Raw genomic sequence first — 18,075 nt, forward strand, 5'->3', positions numbered from 1 at the left:
CCACCACCCGGCGCCCCACCACCCGGCGCCCCACCAGCCGGCCCCCCGGCCCGGCGCGCGCGGCAGGACGCTGGTCGTCCGGTCCCTCTTCGCGCTCTTCCCCATCTTCTCGCTCGGCCTGCTCGCCTGGGTTCCGGCGCTGCGCGTCGGGGTGCTGCGCCGGCGCCCGCTGGACTGGGCGGTCCTCGGCCTGTACGTCTCGCTGACGACCTGCGAGGTCCTGTTCCTCATCGCGGTGGACACCGACGGCCCCAACGGCGCGTACGTCGGCCTCTATCTCCTCCTCTTCCTCATCGGCGCCACCATCCACTCGGCCATCGCCGACGACACCCCGCGCGACCGGGCCGCGCCGCCCGTTCCCGCCCCTCGGCAGCACGGCCTCCCGGGGCCGCCGGGACCGCCGAGCCTCCCGGGACCGCCCGCCACCTCGCCCCGCATGCGCCAGGTCGCCTCCGAGCTCGATGAGCTGGGCGAGCTGCTGCGCAAGCAGGAGGACAGGTGAGCGGGCGGCTGCTCGCCGGGCGCTACGAGCTGGCCGAGCCGCTCGGCAAGGGCGGCATGGGCGAGGTCTGGGCCGGGAACGACCTGGCCCTCGGGGGGCGCCGCATCGCCGTCAAGCTCCTGCACGCCGACCGGCTCGCCTCCCTCTCCGGCACCACCGACCCCGAGGAGCTGCGCCGCCGCTTCCTGCGCGAGTGCCGCGTCACCGCCCGCATCGACCACCCGGGCCTCGTCGCCGTCCACGACGCCGGGCAGGAGGGCGAGGAGCTGTTCCTCGTCATGCAGATCGTCGAGGGCTGCGACCTCGGCGACCACCTCGCCGAGCACGACCCGTACCCCTGGCCCTGGGCCGTCGCCGTCCTCGCCCAGCTCTGCTCGGCCCTCGCCGCCGTCCACGCCGTGCGCATCGTCCACCGCGACCTCAAGCCGGGCAACGTCATGATCCGCCCCGACGGCCGCGTCACCATCCTCGACCTGGGCATCGCCGCCGTCCGCGGCGACGGCGAGGACACCCGCCTCACCCGCACCGGCACCCTGCTGGGCACCCCCGTCTACATGGCCCCCGAACAGGCCGTCGGCGACCCGCCCGTGGGCCCGGCCGCCGACCTCTACGCGCTGGGCGCCATCGGCTACGAACTGCTCACCGCGCGCGCCCCGTTCACCGCGCCCAACGCCGCCGGGCTCCTCTACAAGAAGCTGCACGAGAACCCCGTTCCCCTGCACACCCTGCGCCCCGACGCCCCGCAGCAGCTCGCCGCGCTCATCCACCGGCTGCTCTCCCGCGCGCCGAAGGACCGGCCCGCCGACGCCCACCAGCTGTTCGAGGCGCTCACCCCGCTGCTGCCCACCGGCCCGGCCGGAGCCTCGGCGCCCATGGACCCCACCCGGCCGCTGCGCCACCCGATGGCGCCCTGGCCGCCCGCCAGGCCCGCCGAGCCCGACTTGGCCGCCGCCCTCCAGGAGGTCAAGCACCTGCTCGCGCTCGGCCAGTACCCGCAGGTCGCCGACCTGCTCAGCCGCACCCTGCCGCTCGCCTCCGCCCGCTACGGCGAGGCGTCCCCCATCGTCCGCAGCCTGCGCAAGCAGTACGCGGCCACGCTCATGGACATCGGCCACTACCCGCAGGCGCTTCCCGAGATCCAGCGCCTGGCCCACGAGTTCACCCTGGAACGGGGCCCCTACGACGCCGTCGTCCTGCAACTGAGGGCGGACGAGCAGCTCTGCCTGAGGCAGCTCGGCCACGCGACCTGAGGCGGCTCCGGCGCGGAGCCGGGGGCCGGGACGAGGCTCCCCCGCCAGGACTCGAACCTGGACAATACGAGTCAAAGTCGTATGTGCTGCCAATTACACCACAGGGGATTGCGCATCAGGCGGAAACGGGCTGGGAGGCCAGGTCTCCGACCGGCACCCCACACTATGCCAGGCCACCGCCCGCCGGTGCGACGGTATAGCGGAGCGGTACCGGCCTGAAAAGCGGAGGATCGCGCCCGTAGTCTGGTCCATATGAATGGGACGGGGGCGTCTGCGACGGCGGAGCGGGGGTTTGAGCTGCTGTGGTGGACGCGGCGCCGCAGCGTGCTGCTCGACGGCGGCCTGGCCCTGGCCTCGGCGGGCGAGTGCGTGGGCCAGGGCATCGGGTTCGCCGCCCGGACCGGGCTGCCCGTGTGGCTGGTGGTGATCCCCGCCGCGGTGGCCGGGCTCACCCTGATCGTCAGGCGCCGCTGGCCGCTCGCCGTGATCCTGGTCTCCGTCGCCCTCCTCCCCGCCAGCATGGGCGCGGCGATGGCGCTGGTCGGCCTCTACACCCTGGCGACCACCGAGGCCCCGCGCCGCGTCATCGGCACCCTGGCCGCCATGGAGGGCGTCGGCACGATCATCGTCGTCTTCCTGCTGATCAACGGGGACCCCGACCTCCAGGAGCAGTCCCTCCCCGTCTGGTTCCCGCCACTGGTCTCCGTCCTGTTCGGCGTCGCCTCCGTCGTTCCGCCCGTGCTGCTCGGCATGTACGTGCGCGCGCGGCGGCGCCTGGTCGAGACGCTGCGCGACCGGGCGCACGGCCTGGAGCGCGAGCTCTCGCTGCTCGCCGAGCGCGCCGAGGAGCGCGCCGAGTGGGCGCGCGGCGAGGAGCGGCGGCGCATCGCCCGCGAGATGCACGACGTGGTCGCGCACCGGGTGAGCCTGATGGTGGTCCACGCGGCGGCGTTGCAGGCCGTGAGCGCCAAGGACCCCGAGAAGGCCGCGAGGAACGCCGTGCTGATCGGCGACATGGGCCGCCAGGCCCTGACCGAGCTGCGCACCATGCTGGGCGTGCTCCGCACCGGCGACAACGGCACGCGGCAGGACGCCCCGACGCGGCTCGCGGAGATCGCCGCGTCCGCGCGGTCCGGGGCGAGGCTCCGGGCGGCGGGCGCCGCGGGGGCCGCGGCCGAGGACGGCGGCCCCTCGCTGACCCAGCTGGCCGCGCTGGTCGACCAGTCGCGGGCCGCCGGGATGTCCGTGGACCTCTCCGTGGAGGGCGAGCCCCGGGACTACGCGGAGCAGGTCGAGTCCACCGCGTACCGGGTGGTGCAGGAGGCGCTGACCAACGTGCACAAGCACGCCGCGGGCGCCTCGGCGCAGGTGCGGCTCGCCCACCGCGAGGGCGAGGTGGCGGTCCTCGTGCAGAACGAGGCGCCCGACGGCGGGGGCGGCGCGCGGCTGCCCAGCGGCGGCAACGGCCTGGTCGGCATGAAGGAGCGCGTGACCGCGCTGGGGGGAGGCTTCGTCTCCGGCCCCACGGACGCGGGCGGCTTCCGGGTCTCGGCGGTGATCCCGGACCAGCGGCCCGCGCATGGCTGAGTCCCGCGCGACCGAGCCGCCTCCCGGTGCCCCCGTCCTCTTCGGCGAGGGCTTCGCCGCCGACCCCTACCCGGCGTACGCCTGGCTGCGGGAGAACGCGCCCGTGCACCGCGCGGTGCTGCCGAGCGGCGTCGCGGCCTGGCTGGTCACCCGTCACGCGGACGCCAGGCGCGCGCTGGCCGACCCGCGGCTGAGCAAGAACCCGGGCCTCCACCGGGCCGCCGACCACGCCTCGGGCCGCGTCGGCATCCCGGGGGAGCGCGGCGCGAACGTCATGACCCACCTGCTGAACATCGACCCGCCCGACCACACCCGGCTGCGGCGCCTGGTGGCCAAGGCGTTCACCCCGCGCCGGGTGGCCGCCTTCGAGCCGCGCGTGCGGGCGCTGGCCGACCGGCTCGTGGACGGGTTCGCCGCGCGCGGACGGGCCGACCTGATCGACGAGTTCGCGTTCCCGCTCCCCGTCTACGCGATCTGCGACATGCTCGGCGTCCCCGCCGAGGACCAGGACGACTTCCGCGACTGGGCCGGGATGATGTTGCACACCGCGGGGAAGCGCGGCGGCGTCGGCCGCGCGGTGAAGCGGATGCGCGGCTACCTGGTCGAGTTGATCCACCGCAAGCGCGAGGCGCTGGGCGACGACCTGATCTCGGGGCTCATCCGGGCGTCCGACCACGGCGAGCACCTGACGGAGGAGGAGGCCGCGGCGATGGCGTTCATCCTGCTGTTCGCCGGGTTCGAGACCACGGTCAACCTCATCGGCAACGGCATGCTCGCCCTCCTGCGCCACCCGGCCCAGCTCGACCGGCTGCGGCGGGCCGCGGCGGAGGGCGACGGCGCGCTGCTGGAGGGGGCGGTGGAGGAACTGCTGCGCTACGACGGCCCGGTGGAGCTGGCGACCTGGCGGTTCGCGACCGAGCCGCTGACGCTCGGCGGGCAGCGGGTGGCCCCCGGCGACCCCGTGCTCGTGGTGCTCGCCGCCGCCGACCGCGATCCGGCGCGGTTCGCACACCCGGACACGCTCGACCTCGGCCGTGTCGACAATCCCCATCTGGGCTTCGGGCACGGCATCCACTACTGCCTGGGCGCGCCCCTGGCCAGGCTGGAGGGCCGCGCGGCGCTGGAGACGTTGCTGCGCAGGCTTTCTGACGTCCGGTTGGACGCGGATCCCGCGCGGCTGAGGTGGCGGGGCGGGCTCATCATGCGCGGGCTGCGATCGCTGCCCGTGCAGTTCAGCCCGGAAGGTGACGGCACGTCACGGGTGTGATCTCCATGTGATCTGGGTGGGATCGGCTTGTGATCGTGTGTGGGGCGGGCTAGGTTCCCCCTCAACCGCATCACTGTTCGCATGGGAGGCCCATCAGATGCGCTCCGGGACTGGTCGTCATCGTCGTCCGCGACAGGCTCCGGCCTTTATCGTCGCTGCCGGCGTCACGGGCGCGGGCATAGCCCTGCCGCTGCTGAGCGGAGGCCCGGCGCAGGCCGTCGGGGAGGAGACGTGGGACAGGGCCGCCGAGTGCGAGAGCGGCGGGCTGTGGAGCGCCAACACCGGCAACGGGTACTTCGGCGGCCTCCAGCTCACCATGGGCATGTGGCAGGAGTACGGCGGCCTGGAGTTCGCGGGCAGGCCCGACCTCGCCAGCCGGGGCCAGCAGATCGCCGTGGCCGAGCGGATCCTCGCCGACCAGGGGAAGGAGGCGTTCCCCTCGTGCGGCGTGCTCTCGGGCCTGTGGCCCGAGTTCCGTGAGGAGCGCGACGACCCCGACCGCGCCGAGGAGGCCGAGGAGGCCCAGGCGGAGGAGGAGATCGGCGGCCCCGAGGAGTCGGCGGAGCCCACCCCCGAGCCGGAGGAGAGCCCGGACTCCACCGGCGGGGAACCGACCGACGAGCCCACGGGCGAGGCCGGGGCGGACGCGGGGGAGCGCGAGGAGCCGCGCACGCCCTCCGAGTCGCCGTCCCCCTCGGAGTCCCCCTCCCCCTCCGAGGAGCCGACCGAGGGCTCGGCGGACGACCGCCCCGAGGACGAGGGCGAGGAGGCCGATCCGTCCGTGCGCCCGGACGAGACCGGCAGAGCCGACCGATCCGAGGGCTCGGGCAACGGCCGGCACCGCGGCGACCCCGACCCGTCCGACGCGGACCGCGCGGGCGAGGGCGGCGCCGGTCGCCATGCCGAGCGCCATGAGGTCCGCCGGGGGGACACGTTGTCCGCCATCGCGGTGGAGTACGGGGTTCCGGGCGGCTGGCCCGCGCTCTACACCACGAATGAATCGGTCATTGGTGATGATCCGGACTACATACTCCCGGGTCAGAAGCTCGACTTGACCGTTACGGGACGTTAGGTTCCCGTTCGCCACAGCAACTTCATGGTCGGACAAGTGTGACCATCATCTCCCTTCGTTCCGCGAGTGTCCGACTTGTGCGCCCTGTCCCGGCCCTCGCTGACCTGCGCCGATGCCTTTCCCCGCGCGTCAAGCCCCGCCGCGCCGACGATCTTCATCGTTCTTGAATCGTTAGCAGACGTGTGTTTAGTGTCCCTCCGCCCGGCGCCTCGTCGGGCGCCGAGGCCGCAACGCCGAATCCTGCCGCCGGTCTCGGGGACCACCATCGCGCACCACCGCAGGCAGGAGCGGGGGACCCAGGCCGCGGCCCGGCGCACACGCACCGGGCCACGGATGCCGAACGGGACACACCGTCCCGGGCGGCTAGGGGTGAAGCCCCGGGGCCACACGGCCCCTGGGCCGGGCAACTCACCAGGCCCGAACCCGACAGCTCACCTCGCAGGCGTCGGTGAGAAGGAACGACATGCTGTTCACGGGCAAGGGACGTCACCGCCGACCCTCCAAGCCGACCCGGATCGCCGCGGCCGCCACCGTCACCGGCGCCGCCGTCGCCATCCCCTTCCTGAGCGCCACCGGCGCGAGCGCCGCCTCCGTCGACACCTGGGACGCCGTCGCCCAGTGCGAGTCCGGCGGCGACTGGTCCATCAACACCGGCAACGGCTACTACGGCGGCCTCCAGTTCTCCCAGTCCAGCTGGGAGGCGGCGGGCGGCGGCCAGTACGCCGAGCGCGCCGACCAGGCCACCAAGGAGCAGCAGATCGCGGCGGCCGAGCAGCTGCTCGGCATGCAGGGCCCCGGCGCCTGGCCGGTCTGCGGGCCGCAGGCCGGACTGACCTCGGGCGGCCCGGCCGCCGACGTGGACACCGGCAGCGCCGCCGAGTCCGAGCCCGCTCCCGAGCCGGAGCCCGCTCCGGCGCCCGAGCCGGAGCCCGCGCCCGAGCCCGCTCCGGCGCCCGAGCCCACCGAGGAGGCGCCCACCGGATCCACGGGCTCCACCGGGGAGGGCTACACGGTCGAGGCGGGCGACACGCTCTCCGCCATCGCCGACGAGCACGGCACCACCTGGCAGCAGCTCTACGCCGAGAACGCCGGCGTCGTCGGCGAGGACCCCGACCTGATCCTCCCGGGCCAGGAGCTCACCGTCTGAGGTCACCGCCGCGCTGACCCCCCGTCACCGGGCGGGGAGCTCCCCGCCCGGTTTTCTTCACCTTGTAAACAAAAAGATGGGGCCGCCCCGGACCGCCGCTGAGCTGCGGCTTCGGGGCGGTTTCCCGCGCGCGGCCACGGCCCTGCGCACGCCCGGGTCCCCGGGGCGGTTAGGCTCAGAGGGCTGAAGACGCCCACGGAAGAACCGTCTGGACCTAAGGAGAACCTCGTGCCGTCCATCGACGTCGTCGTCGCCCGCGAGATCCTCGACTCGCGCGGCAATCCCACGGTCGAGGTCGAGGTCGGCCTCGACGACGGCAGCACCGGCCGCGCCGCGGTGCCCTCCGGGGCCTCCACCGGGGCGTTCGAGGCGCTGGAGCTGCGCGACGGCGACCAGGACCGTTACCTCGGCAAGGGCGTGGAGAAGGCGGTGCTCGCGGTCATCGAGCAGATCGGCCCCGAGCTGGTCGGCTACGACGCCACCGAGCAGCGCCTCATCGACCAGGCGATGTTCGACCTGGACGCCACCGCCGACAAGTCCTCGCTCGGCGCCAACGCCATCCTCGGCGTCTCGCTCGCCGTGGCCCACGCGGCCTCCGAGTCCCGCGACCTGCCGCTCTTCCGCTACCTCGGCGGCCCGAACGCGCACCTGCTGCCGGTCCCGATGATGAACATCCTGAACGGCGGCGCGCACGCCGACTCCAACGTGGACATCCAGGAGTTCATGATCGCCCCGATCGGCGCGGAGTCCTTCTCCGAGGCCGTCCGCTGGGGCGCCGAGACCTACCACACCCTCAAGAAGGTGCTCAAGGAGCGCGGCCTCGGCACCGGCCTCGGCGACGAGGGCGGCTTCGCGCCGAACCTGGCGTCCAACCGCGACGCGCTCGACCTGATCGTCGAGGCCATCCAGAAGGCCGGCTACACCCCCGGCCAGGACATCGCGCTCGCCCTGGACGTCGCCGCCACCGAGTTCTACTCGAACGGCGTGTACACCCTGGAGGGCAAGTCCCTCTCCGCCGAGGAGCTCTCCTCCTACTACGCCGAGCTGGTCGACGCGTACCCGCTGGTCTCCATCGAGGACCCGCTGAGCGAGGAGGACTGGGACGGCTGGCAGGCCGTCACCGCCCAGCTCGGCGCGAAGGTCCAGATCGTCGGCGACGACCTGTTCGTCACCAACCCCGAGCGGCTCCAGCGCGGCATCGACAGCGCCGCCGCCAACGCGCTGCTGGTGAAGGTCAACCAGATCGGCTCCCTCACCGAGACCCTGGACGCGGTCGAGCTCGCCCAGCGCAACGGGTTCAAGTGCATGATGTCCCACCGCTCCGGCGAGACCGAGGACGTCACCATCGCCGACCTCGCCGTCGCCACCAACTGCGGTCAGATCAAGACCGGCGCCCCGGCCCGCTCCGAGCGCGTCGCCAAGTACAACCAGCTGATGCGCATCGAGGAGATCCTCGACGACGCGGCCGTCTACGCCGGGCGCAGCGCCTTCCCGCGCTACCGCGACTGACGGCGGTCCGTCGGCCGGCCGACCGGCCGCGGGCCTTCGCCGAAGAATCCCCCGTCCCCGCCATCCGTCCCGTACGGTGGCGGGGACAGGCACACGGGCGGGCGAACAGGAGGCGCCGTGGCCGCGGACCGGGACCGTTTCTCCACCGCCACCAGGATCAGGGCACTTGGCGAGCAGGCCGCCGCCCGGGTCTACCGGGCACAGAGCAAGCGGCTGCGCAGGCCGCCGCGCCGCAGCCGCCTCACCGGCCGTGCCGCCGTCCTCGCCCTCGTCGTCTGCTCGTTGATCGTCGCCCTCGCCTACCCGCTGCGGCAGTACGTCCAGCAGCGCGCCGACGTCGACGACCTGCGGCGCCAGGCCGAGGAGGAACGGGAGCGGGTCGAGCAGCTGCGGGACGCCAAGGCCCGCTGGCAGGACCCCGGCTTCGTGGAGCAGCAGGCCCGTGAGCGGCTGAACTTCGTGCGGCCGGGCGAGATCGGCTATGTCCTCCCCGGTGCGGCCGAGGCCGACGGCGACGACCCCCTCTCCACCCGGAGCGGCCTGGTCGCGCGCCCCTGGTACGAGAATCTGTGGAACGGCATCGACGCGGCGGACCGGCCCTCCGGGCGGTAGACGGCCCGCGGAGGGGCGACGCGGCGGGCCCGTCCGGCCGTTGACCGCCCGGACGAAGCGACGACGAAGCGATAGAAAGCACTGCTTGTGGACATCCCAACTCCGCGGGACGCGGCGGCCGTCGAGGCACAGCTCGGCCGTCCGCCGCGTGGCCTGCGCGCCGTCGCGCACCGTTGCCCGTGCGGCAATCCGGACGTGGTCGAGACGGTTCCGCGCCTGCCGGACGGCACGCCGTTCCCCACCACGTACTACCTGACCTGCCCGCGCGCGGCCTCCGCCATCGGCACCCTGGAGGCGGACGGCGTCATGAGGGAGATGACGGCCAGGCTGGGCGGGGACCCGGAGCTGGCCGCCGCCTACCGCGCCGCCCACGAGGACTACCTGGCCCGCCGCGACGCGATCGGCCCGCTGCCCGGCTTCCCCAGCGCGGGCGGCATGCCCGACCGGGTCAAGTGCCTGCACGTGCTGGTCGCCCACGCGCTGGCCGCGGGCCCCGGCGTCAACCCGCTGGGCGACGAGGCGCTGGCGATGCTGCCCGAGTGGTGGCGCAAAGGCCCCTGCGTGCGCCCCTCGGAGGAACCCGGGGGACGCGAGGAACGTGGAAGACGCGAGGGACACGAGGGAGAGGGGACGACGGAATGACACGCGCCGCCGCGATCGACTGCGGCACCAACTCGATCCGCCTGCTGATCGCCGACGCGGACCCGGAGACCGGGCGGCTGACCGACCTGGACCGGCGGATGGAGATCGTCCGCCTCGGCCAGGGCGTCGACCGCACCGGCCGCCTGGCGCCCGACGCGCTGGAACGCACCTTCGCCGCCTGCCGCACCTACGCCGCGGCCATCGGTGACCACGGCATCGGCCCCGACCGGGTGCGTTTCGTGGCCACGTCGGCCTCGCGCGACGCGGAGAACCGCGACGACTTCACGCGCGGGATCAAGGACATCCTCGGCATCACCCCCGAGGTGATCACCGGCGACGAGGAGGCGCACCTGTCGTTCCTCGGCGCCACCCGCGACCTCGTCGGGCGCCCCGGCGTTCCGCCGCCCTATCTCGTGCTCGACATCGGGGGCGGCTCGACGGAGTTCGTGCTCGGCGAGGACGCGGTGCGGGCCGCCCGCAGCGTGGACATCGGCTGCGTCCGCCTCACCGAGCGCCACGGCCTGTCCGACCCGCCGACGGCCGGGCAGATCGCCGCGATGGCGGCCGACATCGACGCGGCGCTCGACCTCGCGGGGGAACGGGTGCCGCTGACCGAGACCCACACCCTGGTCGGGCTGGCGGGCTCGGTCACCACGGTGGCGGGCATCGCCCTCGACCTTCCCGCGTACGACTCCTCGGCGATCCACCACTCCCGCGTCCCGCTGCCGCGCGTGCGGGAGATCAGCGACGCCCTGCTGGCCGCCCCCCACGCGGAACGGGCGGCGATCCCGGTCATGCACCCCGGCCGCACGGACGTGATCGGCGCGGGGGCGCTGGTGCTGCGGAAGGTGATGGAACGGACGGGGGCGGAGGAGGTCGTGGTGAGCGAGCACGACATCCTCGACGGCATCGTGTACACCATCGCCGCCACCCGCTGACCCGGCGGGAGGCCCCGGGCCACGCCCGGCCGACGGACTTCGTGAAGTTTTTCACATGATGGCGCCCCTGGAGGGGCCCCACGGGCGCCTCACGGGCCCGCCGGGCGCCCGGATGTCGCCCCCGCCCCGCCCGGCGGGCGCCGGGTGACCGCGCCCGATCCGGAGACCCCCGCCCTCACCTGCGCCGTTGCGGCGAAATGCCCTCGGGCTCGCGCGAGGGCCGGGGAGTATAGCAGAACACCGCCGCAAGCTTGTGAACCCCCTCACGAGCGGGGGCCGGAGAGGGGTGGATACTCGACGATATGAGCACCACGGAGCGTCCCCGAATTCTCGTCGTTGGTGGCGGGTACGTCGGTTTGTACGCGGCCCGCCGCATCCTGAAGAAGATGCGCTACGGCGAGGCAACCGTCACCGTCGTCGACCCGCGCTCGTACATGACCTACCAGCCGTTCCTGCCCGAGGCGGCGGCCGGAAGCATCTCCCCCCGGCACGTCGTGGTGCCGCTGCGGCGCGTGCTCCCCCACGCGGAGGTGCTGACCGGCAGGGTCACCTCCATCGACCAGGACCGGCGGGTCGCCGCCGTGTCCCCGCTGGTCGGCCAGCCCTACGAAGTCCCCTTCGACTACCTCGTCGTCGCCCTCGGCGCCGTCTCCCGCACCTTCCCCATCCCCGGGCTCGCCGAGCAGGGCATCGGCATGAAGGGCGTCGAGGAGGCGATCGGCCTGCGCAACCACGTGCTGGAGCAGCTGGACAAGGCCGACTCCACCACCGACGAGGAGATCCGCCGCCGGGCGCTGACCTTCGTCTTCGTGGGCGGCGGCTTCGCCGGCGCGGAGACCATCGGCGAGGTCGAGGACATGGCGCGTGACGCCGCCAGGTACTACCCGAGCATCACGCGCGAGGACATGCGGTTCGTGCTCGTCGACGTCGCCGACAAGATCCTGCCCGAGGTCGGGCCGAAGCTCGGCGAGTGGGGCCTCGAACACCTCCGGAAGCGCGGCATCGAGGTCCACCTGAAGACCTCCCTGGTCTCCTGCGTCGGCGGCCATGTCGAGCTGAGCAACGGGGTCACCGCCGACTCCCACACCATCGTCTGGACGGCGGGCGTCAAGCCCAACCCGGCGCTGGCCCGTTACGGCCTGCCGCTCGGCCCGCGCGGGCACGTGGACACCCTGCCCACGCTCCAGATCAGGGGCAGCGACTCCATGTGGTCCGCCGGCGACAACGCCCAGGTCCCCGACCTGGCGGCGCGCGCCGCCGGCGAGGAGAACGCCTGGTGCCCGCCCAACGCCCAGCACGCGCTGCGGCAGGCCAAGCTCCTCGGTGACAACGTCATCGCGGGCCTGCGCGGCTTCCCGCAGAAGGAGTACAAGCACGCCAGCCTCGGCGCGGTGGCCGGGCTCGGGCTGCGCAAGGGCGTGGCCATGATCAAGGTCGGCGGGCTGACCCTCCGCTTCCGCGGCCGGATCGGCTGGTACCTGCACCGCGGGTACCACGGCATGGCGGTCCCCACCTGGAACCGCAAGATCCGCGTCTTCGCCGACTGGACGCTCGCCCTCTTCCTCAAGCGCGAGGTCGTGGCGCTCGGCGCGATGGAGCGTCCGCGCGAGGAGTTCTACGAGGCCGCCGCGCCCGTCACGGCCGCGGCCGTGACCCGGGCCGAGCCCGCCGGGCAGGCCGCCGAGCCCGCCGAGCGGGGCGGGCGGGCACAGGAGAAGGAGAAGGCGGCGGCGGGCTGACCGGAGCCGACCGGGCGGAGGGGCGGATGGCCGAACGGCCACCCGCCCCTCTCGCCGTTCCCCGGTTTCACCTGTTTGCCGCCTTGATTCACACCTGGAATGGATGGGTGGTTGGCGGTGTTCGGACCTACCTGAGTGCCAAGGTTGGTCGGGACGACCTGTCCTCATTTCTGGAGGTGTGTCCGCATGGCCGTCGCCCCTCGGCTTGCCGCGATCGCCGAGCGATTTCTGGGATCCGCTCTGCCCGTCAGGCTCCGCGCCTGGGACGGCAGCGAGAGCGGCCCGCCCGACGGGCCCGTCATCGTCGTGCGGCACCGGCGGGCGCTGCGCCGGGTGCTGTTCCGGCCGGGCGAGCTGGGGCTCGCCCGCGCGTGGGTGGCGGGTGAGATCGATGTGGAGGGAGACCTCTACGCGGCGCTCGACCGGATGCTGGAGCCCCTTCAGGCCGAACGCGCCACCCCCGCGCGGCAGGCGCTCGCCGCCGGGCGGGAGCTGATCCAGCTGTCGGGGCCGCAGCTCCCCGTGCCGCCGCCCGTGCCGCCCGAGGAGGTGCGCCGCCGAGGCGGCCCGCTCCACTCGCTGCGCCGCGACCGGCAGGCCATCAGCCACCACTACGACGTGGGCAACGAGTTCTACGAGATGATCCTCGGCCCGTCCATGGTCTACTCCTGCGCGCTGTGGGGCGAGGGCGGCGAGGGCGGCGAGGGCGGCGAGAGCGGCGAGGCAGCCGAGGGGGGCCGGAGGGCCGAGGGCCTCGACGAGGCGCAGATCGCCAAGATCGACCTGATCTGCCGGAAGCTGGGGCTCGCGGAGGGGGAGCGGCTTCTCGATGTGGGGTGCGGATGGGGCTCGTTGGCGCTCCATGCGGCGCGTCACTACGGGGTGCGCGCCGTGGGGATCACGCTCTCCGCCGAGCAGGCGGCCTATGCGAGGGAACGGGTGGCCAAGGAGCGCCTGGAGGACCGCGTCGAGATCCGGGTGCAGGACTACCGCGAGACGGGGGACGGCCCGTTCGACGCCATCTCGTCGGTCGGCATGGCCGAGCACGTGGGGGCCGCGCGGTACCGCGAGTACGCCGACCAGCTCTTCGGGCTGCTGCGGCCCGGCGGGCGGCTGCTCAACCACCAGATCGCGCGCCGCCCCAACCCGCCGGGGAAGAGCTACCGGCCCGACCCGTTCATCGACGCCTATGTCTTCCCCGACGGCGAGCTGGCCCCGGTCGGCCGCACCGTCTCCCTGCTGGAACGCGCCGGGTTCGAGGTCAGGGACGTCGAGTCGCTGCGCGAGCACTACGCGCTGACGCTGCGCCAGTGGGTGCGGAACCTGGAGAGCCGCTGGGCCGACGCCGTCCGGCTGACGAGCCCCGGCCGGGCCCGGGTCTGGCGCCTCTACATGGCCGCCTCCGCGCTCTCGTTCGAGCACGGCCGCATCGGCGTCAACCAGATCCTCGCCGTCCGCCCCCGTCCCGGCGGCGGATCGGGACTGCCCCTGCGCCCCCGGGCCTGGACCGAGACCGCGGGGACGGCCGGGAGCGCCGGGCCGGACCGAACGGCCTGAGGAGAAGGACGGACGGGCCCCGGGCGGAGGCGATCCCCGCCCGGGGCCCGACGCGCGGCGGCGGCCTCAGTCCGCCTTGATCGCGTCCAGCATGTTGAGCCTGGCGGCGCGGCGGGCGGGCCACAGCGCGGCCAGCACGCCGACCAGACCGGCCAGGAGCAGGAAGATCCCCATCCTGCCCCAGGGCAGCACCAGTTCGTAGGTGGTCAGGTACTCGCTGATCAGCTGGCCCACGGCCCAGCCGAAGAACACCCCGAGGCCGACACCGAGCACCCCGCCGAAGAGCGCGATCACGATCGACTCCAGACGCACCATCCGCTTGGTCGCGCGGCGGTCGAGACCGATCGCGCGCAGCATGCCGATCTCCTGCCTGCGTTCGAACACGGACATCGCCAGGGTGTTGATGACGCCGAGCACCGCCACGATGACGGCCATCGCCAGCAGCCCGTACAGCATGTTCAGCAGGAGGGTGAAGACGAAGGCGATGTCCTCGGAGATGTCCTCCTTGTCCTGGACGAGGATCGCCGGGTTGTCGCCGAGGACCTCCTCCAGGTGCGACTTGGCCGCCTCGCCGGCGCCGTCGGCCACGCGCAGCATCACCTGCACGCTCTCGACCCGCTCCATGTGGGGGTCGAGCGTCGCGGCGTCCATCATGACGCCGTTGATCATCTCGTTGCCCTCGTAGAGCCCCGAGACGGTCAGCTCCTCGGTGGTGCCGTCCTCGTAGGTCGTCGTGAACGAGTCGCCCAGAGCCCAGCCGAAGTCCTCGGCCGTGTCGGTGTCGACCACCGCGTTGGTGCCGTTCAGGTCGTCGAAGGAGCCGCCGGAGAAGTCCAGGCGGGTCAGGTCGGCTATGGACTCGCCGTCGACGCCGGTGAGGACCTGGGTGTCCTCCTCGCCCTCGAACAGCGCCGGGGAGAGCCGCAGGCCGGAGAGGGCGGTGACCTCGGGCTGCTGGGCGAGGGTCTGCTCCACCTCGGGCGAGAGCGGCGAGAAGTTCGCCATGGAGACGACATAGTCGGAACGGAGCGACTCGCTGGCCATCTTCTCGATCGCCTTGGACATCGAGTCGGCGATCACGGTCATGCCGGTGATCAGCGTCAGCCCGATCATCAGCGCCGAGGCGGTGGCGGCGGTCCGCCGCGGGTTGCGCACCGCGTTCAGCCGGGCGAGCTTGCCCGAGACGCCGAACACCCGCAGCAGCGGCCGCGCCAGGGCGATGACCGGGCGGGAGAGCAGCGGGGTGAGGACGAAGACGCCGATCACCAGCAGCGTGGCGCCCAGGCCCATGGTCGCGCCCTTGTCGCCCGCCCCGGTGCCGGCGATCACCAGGGCCGTGCCCCCGGCCGCGAAGACGGCGCCGATGCTGTTCCGCACGAGGAGGCTCCGGGTGGTGGCCGGGGCGTGGATGCTGCTCATCGCCGCCACCGGCGGGATCTTCGCGGCGCGCCTGGCGGGCAGGTACGCGGCCAGCATGGTCACGCCGACGCCGACGACGAGCGAGGCGATGACCGCGTCGGCGGCGATGACCAGCGGTCCGGCGGGGATGGTCACGTCGATGGAGCTCATCAGCCCGCGCAGCCCGGCGGCGATGCCGATGCCCGCGGCGAGCCCGGTGAGGCCGGCGACGGTGCCGACCACCAGCGCCTCGATCAGGACCGAGCGCGTCACCTGGCGGCGGCTGGCGCCGACCGCGCGCAGCAGGGCCAGCTCCTTGGTGCGCTGGGCGACCAGCATGGTGAAGGTGTTGGCGATGATGAAGATGCCGACGAAGAGCGCGATCCCGGCGAACGCCAGCAGCGCCGTGCGCATCCCGCTGGTGGCGGCCTCGATGCCGGCGGCCTGGTCCTCGGCGAGCTGGATACCGGTGATCGCCTCGGCGTCCTCGGGCACCAGCGGCGCCGCCGCCTCCCTCAACTCCTCCTGGGTCGTGCCCCCTTCGGCCTCGACCGTGATCTGCGTGTACTCGCCCGGCGCGGTGAACAGCTCCTGTGCGGTGGCCGTGTCGAACAGCACGAGGGTGCCGCCGGCCGCCACGTTCCCGTCCTCGGTGGTGAAGACGCCGGTGATCGTCTCCTCGCGGACCGGCCCGTCGACCGAGACCCGCGCGGTGTCGCCGACCCGGTACCCGGTGCGGTCCGCCGTGGTGGCGTCGAGCGCGATCTCGCCCGCGCGCTCGGGGGCGCGGCCCTCCGCCAGCGGGTACCGCCGGTCCTCGTCCGTGCCGCCGGGGCCCGCGTCGTAGTTGGCGCCGTTGGTGGCGAAGCCGTCGCCGACGAGGTCGCCCTCCTTGTCGGCGAGCGCGGCGAACCCGGAGACGCTGCCGGTGGTGTGGGCGGCGCCGGGCAGGGCGGCGACCCGGTCCAGGAGGTCCTGGCCGAGGTTGTCCGCCCCACCCGGGGTCTCCTCGGCCGCCTCGCTGTCCTCGTCCGGCTGGATGGCGAGGTCGACGTGGTCGAGCCCCTTCTCGGAACTGCGCTGGAACGCCTCGGAGATGGTCGCGGTGAAGACCAGCGTGCCGGCGACGAACGCCACGCCGAGCAGCACCGCGAGGGTGGTCATGAAGAGCCTGGCCTTGTGCGCGAGCACGTTGCGCAGGGCGGTTCTGAGCATGGGAGCAGCACCTAGGGTCGGAGAGGTGAAACCGGCGAACGGGCCGGGTGGTGGTGTGGGGGTGCGTCGGGGTGGTGCGCGACTAGCTGGTGCGCCCCTTGGCGTCGTAGCGCTTCATGTGCTCCAGCACGGACTCGGCCGTCGGGTCCGGCATGTCGTCGACGATCCGGCCGTCGGCGAGGAATATGACGCGCTCCGCGTAGGAGGCGGCCACCGGGTCATGGGTGACCATGACGACGGTCTGGCCCAGCTCCCGCACCGAGTTCCGCAGGAAGCCGAGGATCTCGGCGCCGGCGCGCGAGTCCAGGTTCCCCGTGGGCTCGTCGCCGAAGATGATCTCGGGCTTGCCCGCCAGCGCGCGCGCCACGGCGACGCGCTGCTGCTGGCCGCCGGAGAGCTGCGCGGGCCGGTGCTTGAGCCGGTCGGCCAGGCCGACGGTCGCGATCACCTGCTCCAGCCACGCCGGGTCGGGCTTGCGGCCCGCGATGTCCATGGGGAGGCGGATGTTCTCCAGGGCGTTGAGCGTGGGCAGCAGGTTGAACGTCTGGAAGACGAACCCCACGCGGTCCCGGCGGAGCTGGGTGAGCCTCTTGTCGCTGAGGTTCGTCAACTCGGTGTCGCCGATGCGCGCCGAGCCGCCCGAGACCGTGTCCAGCCCGGCCATGCAGTGCATGAGCGTGGACTTGCCCGATCCGGAGGGGCCCATGATGGCGGTGTACTCGGCCCGGCGGAACTCGACGGAGACGCCGTCGAGCGCCACGACTCTCGTCTCGCCCTCTCCGTAGACCTTGGTCAGGTCCGTTGCCCTGGCGGCCACGGCGGCAGTCGCGTGGGCGGGGGGCGGAGCGGCGAAGGTGGACACGGTGCTCTCCTGCTCGTCGTGGGACGCCGCGGTGGGACGTCGGTGCGGACACTGGCCGGAACCCTTCCATCGTGAGGCAGGCGGCCTCCCCGTGGGATCCCTCCCGGTGCGGGTTCGGTGGAGTTCTTCAGAGGTACGCGACGCCTCCTGGCCTCCTCCTCAGGGAGGAGGGACATCCCTGAGTACCTAAGTGGATGCGGAGGGTTGATTTGCGTCATTCCTCGAACGGCGGAAGCTCACGTTCCACCGAGGGAGCCCCCCTGTGACCGGGGCCGTGCCGTCCTGGCCGGTCATCAGTGGCTCATAAAATCGGACAACATCCTTCTGGCGCACCGGTGTTCGGGCGAACGTGCCGGATAAGCTCGGTGGCGAGACTGGCGCGGAGGCGCCCGCGTACGGCTTGGGATCTGTGCCCGGATGGTGGAATGCAGACACGGTGAGCTTAAAACTCGCTGGCCTTCGGGTCGTGCCGGTTCAAGTCCGGCTCCGGGCACCCAGAGCCCCAAGTCTCTGACCAGCGGTAACGGCCCCTGAGCCCAGGGTCATGCTGACGGCGTGGGAACACCGTGGGGACACCGTCGGAACACCGTCGGAAAACCGTCGGAGAACAGAGCCGCACTCACCCTCCTGCCGCATCCCGACGGCCGATCAGGTCCCTGATCATCAGGGGGAACGGATGTGCTGAGACGCGGACATGCGCCGCTCGCACGGACCCCTGACCCGACACTCCTCATCACCCCCTCACCCGTGCGGGTGCTCCCGGAGCGGGGGTGGGCGG

The 18,075-nt window shown here is 73.2% G+C and carries 14 protein-coding genes, 2 tRNA genes and 1 riboswitch; of the genes, 13 read left to right on the forward strand and 3 right to left on the reverse strand.

Annotated features, from left to right (window positions below; translation table 11 throughout):
* Both ADY01_RS18375 and ADY01_RS18380 read left to right on the forward strand, forming a co-directional pair.
* A partial coding sequence (locus tag ADY01_RS18375) for a hypothetical protein (RefSeq protein ID WP_049574335.1) occupies positions 1–502 on the forward strand: 502 nt, incomplete at its 5' end.
* Positions 499–1,752, forward strand: a complete 1,254-nt coding sequence (locus tag ADY01_RS18380) for a serine/threonine-protein kinase (protein ID WP_049574338.1) — start codon at positions 499–501, stop codon at positions 1,750–1,752. The genes ADY01_RS18375 and ADY01_RS18380, both read left to right, overlap by 4 nt.
* Positions 1,753–1,788: 36 nt before the next feature.
* On the opposite strand, the gene ADY01_RS18385 is transcribed toward ADY01_RS18380, so the two are convergent.
* Positions 1,789–1,860 (reverse strand) — tRNA-Gln (locus tag ADY01_RS18385).
* A 144-nt stretch (positions 1,861–2,004) separates the two neighbouring features.
* Here ADY01_RS18385 and ADY01_RS18390 point away from each other — a divergent pair.
* The 10 genes from ADY01_RS18390 to ADY01_RS18435 all read left to right on the forward strand — a co-directional run bounded on the left by ADY01_RS18390 (position 2,005) and on the right by ADY01_RS18435 (position 13,822).
* Positions 2,005–3,339, forward strand: coding sequence for a sensor histidine kinase (locus ADY01_RS18390; protein WP_049574342.1), 1,335 nt, complete (start codon positions 2,005–2,007; stop codon positions 3,337–3,339).
* The gene (locus ADY01_RS18395; RefSeq protein WP_049574345.1) at positions 3,332–4,606 is read left to right on the forward strand and encodes a cytochrome P450 family protein; all 1,275 of its coding nucleotides are present in this window, start codon (positions 3,332–3,334) and stop codon (positions 4,604–4,606) included. Before ADY01_RS18390 ends, ADY01_RS18395 begins: the two co-directional genes overlap by 8 nt.
* Positions 4,607–4,703: 97 nt before the next feature.
* The gene (locus ADY01_RS18400) at positions 4,704–5,678 is read left to right on the forward strand and encodes a transglycosylase family protein (protein ID WP_049574346.1); all 975 of its coding nucleotides are present in this window, start codon (positions 4,704–4,706) and stop codon (positions 5,676–5,678) included.
* Positions 5,679–6,002: 324 nt separating this feature from the next.
* Positions 6,003–6,138: riboswitch (cyclic di-AMP (ydaO/yuaA leader) on the forward strand.
* Positions 6,139–6,141: 3 nt separating this feature from the next.
* Positions 6,142–6,825 (forward strand): transglycosylase family protein, encoded by a 684-nt coding sequence (locus ADY01_RS18405; RefSeq protein WP_049574349.1) that lies wholly within the window; start codon positions 6,142–6,144, stop codon positions 6,823–6,825.
* A 228-nt stretch (positions 6,826–7,053) separates the two neighbouring features.
* A complete protein-coding gene (gene eno / locus ADY01_RS18410) occupies positions 7,054–8,334 on the forward strand; it encodes a phosphopyruvate hydratase (RefSeq protein ID WP_049574352.1) in 1,281 nt (426 codons plus the stop codon).
* 117 nt (positions 8,335–8,451) lie between these two features.
* The gene (locus ADY01_RS18415) at positions 8,452–8,946 is read left to right on the forward strand and encodes an FtsB family cell division protein (RefSeq protein ID WP_049574355.1); all 495 of its coding nucleotides are present in this window, start codon (positions 8,452–8,454) and stop codon (positions 8,944–8,946) included.
* Between the two features lie 87 nt (positions 8,947–9,033).
* Positions 9,034–9,588 (forward strand): DUF501 domain-containing protein, encoded by a 555-nt coding sequence (locus tag ADY01_RS18420; RefSeq protein WP_234320297.1) that lies wholly within the window; start codon positions 9,034–9,036, stop codon positions 9,586–9,588.
* Positions 9,585–10,526: a Ppx/GppA phosphatase family protein gene (locus tag ADY01_RS18425; RefSeq protein ID WP_049574360.1), complete on the forward strand. Its 942-nt coding sequence runs from the start codon at positions 9,585–9,587 to the stop codon at positions 10,524–10,526. Before ADY01_RS18420 ends, ADY01_RS18425 begins: the two co-directional genes overlap by 4 nt.
* A 302-nt stretch (positions 10,527–10,828) precedes the next feature.
* The gene (locus tag ADY01_RS18430; RefSeq protein ID WP_049574363.1) at positions 10,829–12,265 is read left to right on the forward strand and encodes an NAD(P)/FAD-dependent oxidoreductase; all 1,437 of its coding nucleotides are present in this window, start codon (positions 10,829–10,831) and stop codon (positions 12,263–12,265) included.
* Positions 12,266–12,451: 186 nt separating this feature from the next.
* Complete coding sequence (locus ADY01_RS18435; protein ID WP_049574365.1) at positions 12,452–13,822, forward strand: SAM-dependent methyltransferase; 1,371 nt, start codon at positions 12,452–12,454, stop codon at positions 13,820–13,822.
* Between the two features lie 66 nt (positions 13,823–13,888).
* Here ADY01_RS18435 and ADY01_RS18440 read toward each other — a convergent pair whose 3' ends face one another.
* Both ADY01_RS18440 and ADY01_RS18445 read right to left on the reverse strand, forming a co-directional pair.
* Positions 13,889–16,435 carry an ABC transporter permease gene (locus tag ADY01_RS18440; RefSeq protein ID WP_049574368.1) on the reverse strand — a complete coding sequence of 849 codons (2,547 nt, stop codon included), beginning with the start codon at positions 16,433–16,435 and terminating at the stop codon, positions 13,889–13,891.
* An 82-nt stretch (positions 16,436–16,517) separates the two neighbouring features.
* Entirely contained in the window at positions 16,518–17,297 is a 780-nt protein-coding gene (locus ADY01_RS18445; RefSeq protein ID WP_049574371.1) for an ABC transporter ATP-binding protein, read from the reverse strand.
* A 411-nt stretch (positions 17,298–17,708) separates the two neighbouring features.
* On the opposite strand from ADY01_RS18445, the gene ADY01_RS18450 reads away from it, so the two are divergent.
* A tRNA-Leu gene (locus ADY01_RS18450) sits at positions 17,709–17,790 on the forward strand.
* Positions 17,791–18,075 lie beyond the last annotated feature (285 nt).

Source organism: Streptomyces sp. SBT349 (assembly GCF_001083795.1).
Taxonomy (GTDB): Bacteria; Actinomycetota; Actinomycetes; order Streptomycetales; family Streptomycetaceae; genus Streptomyces.